Below are 9,677 nucleotides of genomic sequence, written 5' to 3' on the forward strand. Positions count from 1 at the left end.
ATACATTTTTATCATAAAGAAATGGTTTAGCCAGGTAAAAGTAAAAATCCCTTTTCCCATTTGATGTTAACCTCCCGGTATAAACGGCCTGGTGTTTTTTTATAATTAAATTTATTAGCACATCTTCTATTTGATACAGAATGTTGCTTTCTTCAGTTGATGATAGCCCATCACCTTTAGGGTTATTCATTTTAACAGAAATCCATAGTAAATTAACATAGCTTTCTATTGGTGCAACTTTTATTAAACCTAAATCAATATTGAAAGAACCAATAATATCATCAACATTACTAAAATAGAATTCCCATCCTTCTTCGTGGCTAATAAGCAATTGTTCTTCTTGATCTTGGTTCGTTTTTCTTTTGAATATTTTATTTAATAACCCCATTGACTGTTAGTTTTGGTTGTTCGATAAAAATATTAAATCATTCGGTACTATGGTACATAATTCACTGATCTTGGCAATCGTATTTTAATTTAAAATATTTTTGCTGAACAATCGTCTGCATCTGATATGTACATAATTTTATTAGCGCTACACTCCTTAACCCGCTGGCTGGTATTAATCAGCTTACTTTTTGCCATCTTTCGCGCTTATAGGGGGTGGTTATTAAATAAATCCTTTTTTAAGTTTGATAACAGCGTAAGGCTAATAGCAGCCACAGTGGCACATATCCAGTTAGTGTTGGGTGTTTGCCTTTATTTTATCAGCCCGATAGTATCCTATTTCCTGCACAACTTTAGCAAAGCGGTTCATGAACGTGTTATCCGGTTTTTCGGTATGGAACATATCACCATGATGCTAATAGGCATAACCGTTATTACCATAGGCTCGGCAAAAGCCAAAAGAAAAACAACCGACGTTGAAAAATTTAAAACAATGGCTATCTATTTTACTATAGCCTTACTGATCATCCTGAGCTCAATACCCTGGTCGTTTTCACCCTTGATCAGTCGCCCAAATTTCAGGCCTTTTTGATTCAGTAAAGTCAAAGTTTTCATTAACTGAGTTAACCTAATTTTCACACAGCTCATTAGCTCATTCCTATTTAAATTATCTATTTTTGTTTATAACCAAAAACATATTTACTATGAAAACATTGCTAACAGTTTTAATATTAGCTATTACCAGCAGCACAGCCTTTTCACAAGGTATTTTAAAAAAGGTACAGAGCGCGGCCTCTTCCAATGTAAGCACCTCATCATTACCGTCGTTAGGTAATATTGGTAGTGTTAAGGATGCTATTATGGCTAAACTTACGCCATCTTTAGGTTTAACAGCTACCCAAAAACCAGCAGTATCTACTGATATTACTGATTATTTAAAAAGCAAGGCCGGTATCATGCCTTTGGCTAATACGGATAAAACCGCCTATACCAGCAAATCAACAAGCTTAATAAGTGGTTTATCCGGCAAGCTTAAGACTGCGCTTACCGCCGCGCAATACGCCAAATTTTTAGGCCTTAAGCCTTCAGCTCCAAGCGCAGGCAATGTGCTTTCAAGCCTGTTTTTTTAAAGAGGTTCCGGCATCATATATTTTAACCAAGCCCCTGCAATGCTGCAGGGGCTTTTGTTGTTTACAGCTCCTTAAAATCAATATATTTACAGCCAAAGTTTTATTAGTTAAAATGAGAAAAATAGCCCTACTCATCGTTATTCTTTTTCCCTTAGCAGCCAGTGCCCAAAATGCCGATTCGGTGTGGTTTGTAAACAATTATATTAAAAAGGAGCTAAGCATACCCATGCGCGATGGCGCGAAGCTTTTTACTTCTGTTTACATGCCTAAAGATCAGTCAGAAAAACATCCCATACTGATAACCCGTACCCCTTATTCATGCGCGCCTTATGGTAAGGACTACAAAGCTTATTGGAGAAATTACATGATCAACTATTGCCGTGAAGGATACATCATGGTTACTCAGGATATTCGAGGGCGCTGGATGAGTGAGGGGAAATTTGAAGTGGTACGCCCATTTAATCTCAACAAAAAGAACAATAAGGATATTGATGAGGCCAGCGATACCTATGATACCATTGACTGGCTGGTAAAAAACCTGAATAACAATAATGGTAAGGTAGGGGCCATAGGCATCTCGTTCCCGGGCTTTTATGCTACTATGGCTGCATTAAGCGGCCATCCTGCGTTAAAGGCGGTAAGTCCGCAGGCACCGGTAACCGACCGTTTTTTTGGTGATGATGACCACCATAACGGCGTTTTGTTTTTGATGGACGCATTTGATTTCCATGTTGGCTTTGGCTTTAGTCAACCGCGGCCTCATCCAACCACCTTACCGGCAAAAACCTACGAGTTTCCAGATCATGATAACTATTCTTATTATTTAAACATGGGCGCATTGCCCAACTTTACCAAAATTACAGGCGATAGTTTAGCGTTTTGGAGCGATATGATGAATCACCCCAATCTGGATAGCTGGTGGCGGGCCCGCGATGCCCGTACAGGTATTAAAAACGTAAAACCTGCCATGCTGATTGTTGGTGGCCTGTTTGATGCCGAAGACGGTTATGGAACCTGGAATACTTACCAGGCCCTTATAAAACAAAGTCCGGCAACCAACAGCAAGCTGGTAATTGGCCCCTGGTATCACGGACAGTGGGCCAGTAATGATGGCACCCACCTGGGCAACATTTTGTTTGACAGTAAAACCAACGAATATTATACCCACAATATCGAGATACCCTTTTTTAATTATTACCTGAAGGATAAAGGCACTGTTGATACCATGAGTAAGGCCACCATCTTTTTTTCGGGCGAAAACAAATGGAAAAAATTTAAGCAATGGCCGCCTGCTGATGTTACACCAACACCTATTTACCTGCAACAGAATGGTCAATTATCATTTACAGCAATTCAAACGCTGCAAGCTTCATTTGATACTTACATAAGCGACCCTGCTAAACCGGTACCATATGCCGAAAAGGTTCATTATTATCGCACCCGTGAGTACATGACCGACGATCAACGCTTTGCCGCCAGGCGTACAGATGTACTGGTATATAATACCGATACTTTAACTAAAGATATTACTTTAGCCGGCCCGGTAGTAGCCGATCTGCTGGTTAGCTTGTCTGGTACCGATGCGGATTTTGTGGTAAAGCTTATTGATGTATTCCCGGATACCCCGGCAGCCAATCCGGTTACCCAATACCCAATGGGTGGCTACCAGATGCTGGTACGTGCCGAAATTATGCGGGGAAGGTACCGCGACAGCTTTTCGGATCCCGCAGCTTTTGTACCGGGCAAAACAACCCAGGTAAAATATACCATGCCCGATGTAGCACATACCTTCAAAAAAGGACATAAAATTATGATACAGGTACAAAGCAGCTGGTTTCCGCTGGCCGACAGAAACCCGCAGCAGTTTATTGATATTTATCATGCTAAGGAATCCGATTTTGTAAAAGAAACGATAAATATCTATCATAACAGTTCTAAAATAATTCTGCCGGTAATCGAATAGGAGGCTAAAAAAGCGGGCGTATCAAATCCCAAAACCACAGTGTATCAACAAGTGTAAAATACTGTGCAATAGCGAACAATATAGTGTGCATTGTTCAGCTTATGCGTTTTTTTAGGTAAATTCATCCGGGGTATTTCTGTAATTATCAGCTATTTAATACCACATTTTAATGATGAAACCTTACACTATCGGTTTATGGCAAACAATTGCTATAATATGTTTTTCTACACTTGGGTTAAATACCGCCCAGGCTCAATGGACAAGAAAAGCTGACGAGATCCACAAGCGTGCCGAATGCAATAACGTAGTTTATAATAATAAACTTTACGTTTTTAGCGGTTTTGGCGACAATCCCATCATTGAAAAAACTAACGAAGTTTATGATATAGCCGCTAATAAATGGAGTGTGATAGCGCCTCTGCCAGCCGGACGCGAGGTTACTCACCAGGGTATTGTATTGGTTGACGATAACGTGTGGATAATAGGGGGCAGGGCTGTTGATGCTCATGGCCCGGCAAGTAGTAAAGTCAGCATCTATAATATCACTACAAATACATGGTCTACAGGCCCGGAAATTATTGATCCTGCTACAGGGTCGCCATTTCCTTTAGGAGCGGGGGGATATGCCTTATTAGGCCGAACCATCCATATTTTCGGAGGCTTTGGCCCAACCCTTTGCGCAGATCAATCCAAATTACACCTCACCATTGATGTAGATAAATACATGGCCGACAGGAGCCACACCACATGGGAAAACAAACTGGCCCCAATGCCTATTCCCCGCAACCATATTAGCTATGTAGTACTCGGCGGAAAGATATATGCCTTTGGCGGACAGTTTCAGCACGATTGCGGCGCTGTTGATCAGGTGTATTGCCATATGTATAACCCGGCAACCAATACCTGGACACGCCTTGCCGACTTGCCTAAGCCTCGTTCACACGCCGAAGCAGCCACTTTTGCCGTCGACGGTAAGATATTTCTGACAGCGGGGCAGGGGTTTAATAATTTAACCCAAAACACGGTTTACCAATATACGCCGCAAACCAATGGCCCCGGTAGCTGGACTAACAACACAGCTTACCAATTACCCGGCAGCTTTTTAGGCTTGTCGGCAAAGCTGGCAGGCAAATATTTTATCATCACTAATGGCGCTTTAAATAGCTATAGTAATGAGCGTAAAGAAACCTATATAGCCAATGTAAACAGGAGCACAGCCAGAACGCTCGGTTTTTCAAACGCCTGCTTTTCTCCTGATCTGGATAGTAGTCATCACGCAACTGTCCGCAATTTGTTATATGTCATCGAGGATGCTTCCAGTTACAATATCGAGTCGGACGTATCATGGCTTACCGTTAGTAAAAATGATCATGGTACGGTAAGTTTAAACGGCGTCGACGTTCAGGTTAACATCGATGCCGCCGGATTATCGCCCGGTGCACATACCGGAAAAATTACCGCTACAAGTAGTACAGGCTCCAAAGCTTCATTTTGTGTTAATATCAACGTGACTGACACCGGCACACCTTCGGGATATACTTTAGCGCTGCATACAAATGGCTCGGGCAGCATTTCCAAAACGCCAAACCGATCTAATTTTGAGCCGGGTACCGAAGTGAAATTAAACGCGACGGCAGCATCGGGCTGGCATTTTACCGCATGGAGCGGCGATACGGTTTCAACAACTAACCCGCTTTATCTTACCATTGATACTAACAGATCCGTAACGGCAACTTTTGAAAAGGATAGCACAACAACTCCACCACCTGATGAACCTTTAATATCCAATGTTAAATCAACAGCGCCAGGCAGTTATCAGTTAAGCACATTGCATACAGGTGTGGTTTATTATACTGATAGGGATTATGTGATCACAACAGTACCATCGGTATTGTCAGACGCGCCTTTCATTAAAACTGCCTGTAATGACAAAACAAGCAAGGCTTCGTCCCAGGTCACCTTTAACCTGGCCTATGATGCCACCATTTATGTAGCTTATGATCCGCGTGCCACGGCCTTACCAGGGTGGTTATCTGGTTGGAAAAAATTGAGTGATAAATTGGGTATCAATGATGCCAAAATATCCAGTTTTAACCTTTACAGTAAAGATTTCAACGCCGGTACAGTAAGCCTGGGTGGCAATATGGCCAATCCTTCAGCGGGGGCTTTAAGCCAGTATTTGGTGATAGGTGTTGCCAAAACAAACAATAACAATACACTTGCTAAAACAAGTGCTCTGAGCGCTCCGGTAACCATTAACAGCGCAATGGCCAAAACTCAAAATAATAGTTCACCGGCTGTAGCAGTTGCTAAACCTATTTTATACCCCAACCCTGCACATGGTAATTTACAGGTTATTTTCCCTGAGGCCTATAAATATAAAAAGGCGGCCATTGTACGGGTAGTAAGTTTAAATGGCGATGTACGTAATGTTTCCAACGCGTTTTTCAATTCAGCAGGCAGCACGGTTGATGTGAATATTGCCCCGCTTTCATTAAAACGGGGCACTTATTTATTGCATGTTACTTCTGTAGAGGGCAGGGTAGATATCCTTAAATTTATGGTGCAATAAATAGCATGATCGTGAACAATTTAATCGCTGACTTGTAATTAGTTTATCAAGTTAACTATAATTGATTTCAGATATGATCCGTATAGTAAGCCACAGCATAAAAAAGCAAAACGGCGCCAACATCAATATTATCATTGAGCCTGTATTATCCCAGGCTATCAATAACGAATTGAATTTCACCGGCGTTTACACCCTGTATAAAGATACTGATAAGCAGGAGACTGACTTGTTAGATATACAGGATATAGCACCGGAAATTGGCGACAGCAAACCCCTGATCGATGACAAAAACAATCCTGGTTTTCTGGGCAGGATCACCTTTGAGAACGATAATACAGAATGGCATTACTCGGGCGGTAAACTGCCTCCTGATGAGCAGGAGCAAATTGTGGCCTTTATCAAAAACGCTAAATGATTTATTGATAAGATGTACAAAGCTCCATAAGTTTTGCTGATTACATACGAATTACAAAGTTTAAAAAACAATAGTTTATCCAACCTGTAAATGATTTTCATTAACAGGATCAAGCGTTTTGGCTGATCGTTTTTTAAATGAATACTTTGATTTTAGAGTAAGAAAATATTTTTCATAAAAATAATAGGATATCAGCGGAACTACAATCAGACCAACTATATTGTAAGGCCAAAACATCCAATTGGGCATCCGTGCATCGCTTGCGGTAAACAGTTGCTGCCAGATATAAATACTATAAGAAATAACCCCAACGAATGTAATGGCTTTAAAATTGAACAGTTTATAAAAAATATCTTTTGATACCTGCAAATTACTTACAATTAAATACCCTGTCAGCAATGATATCAGCAGATTTAAGTAAACTGCTTTTATAGAATAAAAATCATCAAAACCCAGGTAAAACACTAAAAACAGGGCTACAGTGTTTCCCAATATTTTTGTAGTTGTAATCCATTGCGTGTCGAAAAACCTGCCAAAGGCCAATATTGAAAATAAACAACCAACTGCTATTCCTTGAAATTTTATAAAGTAATGGGTAAAAGCATAAAATAAGCCTTTGTTTAATGGCGGATAGCATTCTTGCAACAAGCAAAGAAATGGTAATATAGTTACTAAAAAAATTATTACATAAGTGAAAGCTTTCCGGTTAATTTTTAATATGAGCGGGAAAAGTATATAAAACTGCTCTTCAACTGATAATGACCAATAGTGTACTAATAACCATGTGAAATTGTGGCTTCTGAAATAACTAAAATTCATTACATAAAAACCGGCACCTGCAAACTGTACAGGCGGAATACCCAATTTGCAGAAATGGTTAAATAAAACAATAACAAGAATATACAAATAAGCAACTGGAAATATCCTTAATATACGTCGCCAGTAAAAACTTGTTAAAGACATTCCCCCGCTCGTTTCCTTCTCTTTTATGCAAATACTAGTAATTAAAAAACCACTCAAAACAAAAAAAATATCAACTCCTAAATGCCCGTTAAAAACAATTGAGTAAATACCGTTGTCAGATAAATGCAAATGAAACAGTACTACTAAAACTATTGCAATGCCACGAAACCCGTTTAATGAGGGATAGTATTTACTGTAAATAGCTTCTGAGATTTTAATCTGGGACATTTAGTAGATGTAATTTTAGGCCCGTTGTTTAGTTGACCCATTTTACGGTATTCAGGAACTTTTGTTCACTCCATTTATTCAATAATTTATTTCGATATTCTTTTTTGCTGCTGACATAGGGCTGTCATATCCCACAGGTAATATTGTTTTATAAATCAAAAACAACATTATCATGGAAACAAATACTGTAAATCAGCAAGTAAGCGCTCCGGCCGAAATGATCATATCACCAGAAGCCTTGTTAGAACACTGGCAAGGTCACCGCCGTTTAACCCGTAAAGTAATTGAGGCTTTCCCTGAGGATAAATTATTCACCTACTCAGTTGCCGGTATGCGCTCTTTTGGCGATATGGCCATTGAAATTATGGATATGAGCAGCGATGGTATGGATGGCATCATTACCGGCCAATGGAAAACCATTAACGAAATGGATCACATCACCGGAAAATCGCCACTGAAAACAAAAGAAGCTGTTTTAAAACAATGGGATCAGATCACCGAACAGCTTAACCAAAACTGGCAACAATTACCGCCCGAACGTTTTTTGGAAGTTGAACTGGCTTTTAATGCTTACGAAGGCAAAATTATTGACAGCATACTTTATTTTATTGATAACGAAGTTCACCATCGTGCGCAAAGTTATGTTTATCTAAACTCGCTGGGTATTGAACGGCCGGCATTTTGGGACAGGTTTTAATAATAAAAAATGAGTAAACAAATCGGGCTGTTTATCGACTCACCCCGACAACGCTTCGCTTGTCGACCCTCTCTTCGCCTGCGGCGGAAAGAGGGTCAGGAGTTTTTTCTATCTTGTCATCCTGAGCGATAGCGAAGGATCTATTCTACAATAAGCATAATGAACAGTAGATTCTTCGCTATCGCTCAGACTGACAAAGCTTATTTTATAATTAAACTCTTTTTCTGCCTCAGGCAAAGAGAGGGATAGCAAGCGTAGCGATTTTATGGAGAGGCTTTTATGCCATTCAATTTTCAAAAACATACCTTTCATGCAGTCCTTTATACAAAGGTTACTTTTCTGTTTACAAGGCCCTATGCCAATATTTTCTATAATTTTGGCTCGTTCATAAGTAAAGGGTAAACAAATTGTATTCAAAAGACGAGGCATCACAAATAAGACAGGCTTTCTGGACGGCATTCGGGCAGTACATTGCCCCTCAATTATCGGCCGATGGCTTAAGAACCAACTGGATAAACTATAAAACCGGTATTAAACACCTAAGCTTTAAAATGCAGGCCGATAACCGTTCGGCTTATATTGCTATTGAGATTGCGCACCCGGATGCAGGTATACAGGAGCTGCAGTTTGAACAGTTTGTGGAACTGAAAACCATGCTGCATACCTATTTGAATGAAGAGTGGGAGTGGCAGCTGCATACGCAAGATGAAAACCATAAAACCATCAGCCGTATTATCAGGGTGCTGCCATCAACAAGCATATTTAACCGGAACGATTGGCCAGCCCTTATTTCCTTTTTTAAACCCCGTATCATCGCCCTCGATGAATTTTGGAGCGTAGCGCAGTATAGCTTTGAAATGTTTAAGTAGATGTGTTTTGATGTGCGAATGCGAGGATATGTAAATGTGCAAGTGCAAAAAATATACCATTTAAATAAAACAATCTACACATCCGCACATTTACATATTCGCACATTCTCGCATTCGCACATCAAATCATTAGTTTTGTTTTCATGAAAACTTTAGGGCTTATTGGCGGCATTAGCTGGGTATCAACTGCAGAATATTATAAACTGATCAACGAAGGCATAAACAAACAATTGGGCGGATTAAATTTTGCCCAATGCGTCATCCACTCCTTTAACTATGCCGATATCCATCGTAACAATGAAACCAACAACTGGGACTCTACATTAAACATGCTTACCGCGGCTACACTAAACTTGCAGAAAAGCGGTGCAGAGGCCATTTTACTTTGCGCCAATAACTATGCACCTTGTTGCGGATCAGTTGGCTCAATATATTCAGATACCCATCATACAT

General features: G+C 40.1%; 10 protein-coding genes. 8 read left to right on the forward strand and 2 right to left on the reverse strand.

Annotated elements, in window-relative coordinates; genetic code table 11:
* A partial coding sequence (locus tag AAGC65_RS22455) for a DUF695 domain-containing protein (protein ID WP_343114709.1) occupies nt 1-388 on the reverse strand: 388 nt, incomplete at its 3' end.
* A 276-nt stretch (nt 389-664) separates the two neighbouring features.
* On the opposite strand from AAGC65_RS22455, the gene AAGC65_RS22460 reads away from it, so the two are divergent.
* From AAGC65_RS22460 to AAGC65_RS22480, 5 genes are all read left to right on the forward strand, one after another.
* Entirely contained in the window at nt 665-979 is a 315-nt protein-coding gene (locus AAGC65_RS22460; RefSeq protein ID WP_343114710.1) for a hypothetical protein, read from the forward strand.
* 112 nt (nt 980-1,091) lie between these two features.
* Nucleotides 1,092-1,517 carry a hypothetical protein gene (locus tag AAGC65_RS22465; RefSeq protein ID WP_343114711.1) on the forward strand — a complete coding sequence of 142 codons (426 nt, stop codon included), beginning with the start codon at nt 1,092-1,094 and terminating at the stop codon, nt 1,515-1,517.
* 112 nt (nt 1,518-1,629) lie between these two features.
* Nucleotides 1,630-3,480 carry a CocE/NonD family hydrolase gene (locus AAGC65_RS22470; RefSeq protein ID WP_343114712.1) on the forward strand — a complete coding sequence of 617 codons (1,851 nt, stop codon included), beginning with the start codon at nt 1,630-1,632 and terminating at the stop codon, nt 3,478-3,480.
* Nucleotides 3,481-3,649: 169 nt separating this feature from the next.
* Nucleotides 3,650-6,052, forward strand: a complete 2,403-nt coding sequence (locus AAGC65_RS22475) for a kelch repeat-containing protein (protein ID WP_343114713.1) — start codon at nt 3,650-3,652, stop codon at nt 6,050-6,052.
* A gap of 73 nt (nt 6,053-6,125) precedes the next feature.
* Complete coding sequence (locus AAGC65_RS22480) at nt 6,126-6,467, forward strand: hypothetical protein (RefSeq protein ID WP_343114714.1); 342 nt, start codon at nt 6,126-6,128, stop codon at nt 6,465-6,467.
* 75 nt (nt 6,468-6,542) lie between these two features.
* Here AAGC65_RS22480 and AAGC65_RS22485 read toward each other — a convergent pair whose 3' ends face one another.
* Nucleotides 6,543-7,658: an acyltransferase gene (locus AAGC65_RS22485; RefSeq protein WP_343114715.1), complete on the reverse strand. Its 1,116-nt coding sequence runs from the start codon at nt 7,656-7,658 to the stop codon at nt 6,543-6,545.
* Between the two features lie 172 nt (nt 7,659-7,830).
* Between AAGC65_RS22485 and AAGC65_RS22490 the strand changes: the two genes are divergently transcribed.
* The 3 genes from AAGC65_RS22490 to AAGC65_RS22500 form a co-directional block, all read left to right on the forward strand.
* Nucleotides 7,831-8,355: a DinB family protein gene (locus tag AAGC65_RS22490; protein ID WP_343114716.1), complete on the forward strand. Its 525-nt coding sequence runs from the start codon at nt 7,831-7,833 to the stop codon at nt 8,353-8,355.
* A 407-nt stretch (nt 8,356-8,762) separates the two neighbouring features.
* Complete coding sequence (locus tag AAGC65_RS22495; RefSeq protein WP_343114717.1) at nt 8,763-9,224, forward strand: DUF4268 domain-containing protein; 462 nt, start codon at nt 8,763-8,765, stop codon at nt 9,222-9,224.
* Nucleotides 9,225-9,367: 143 nt separating this feature from the next.
* On the forward strand, nt 9,368-9,677 hold a 310-nt coding region (locus AAGC65_RS22500; RefSeq protein ID WP_343114718.1), incomplete at its 3' end, for an aspartate/glutamate racemase family protein.

The organism is Mucilaginibacter sp., assembly GCF_039207105.1.
Taxonomy (GTDB): domain Bacteria; phylum Bacteroidota; class Bacteroidia; order Sphingobacteriales; family Sphingobacteriaceae; genus Mucilaginibacter.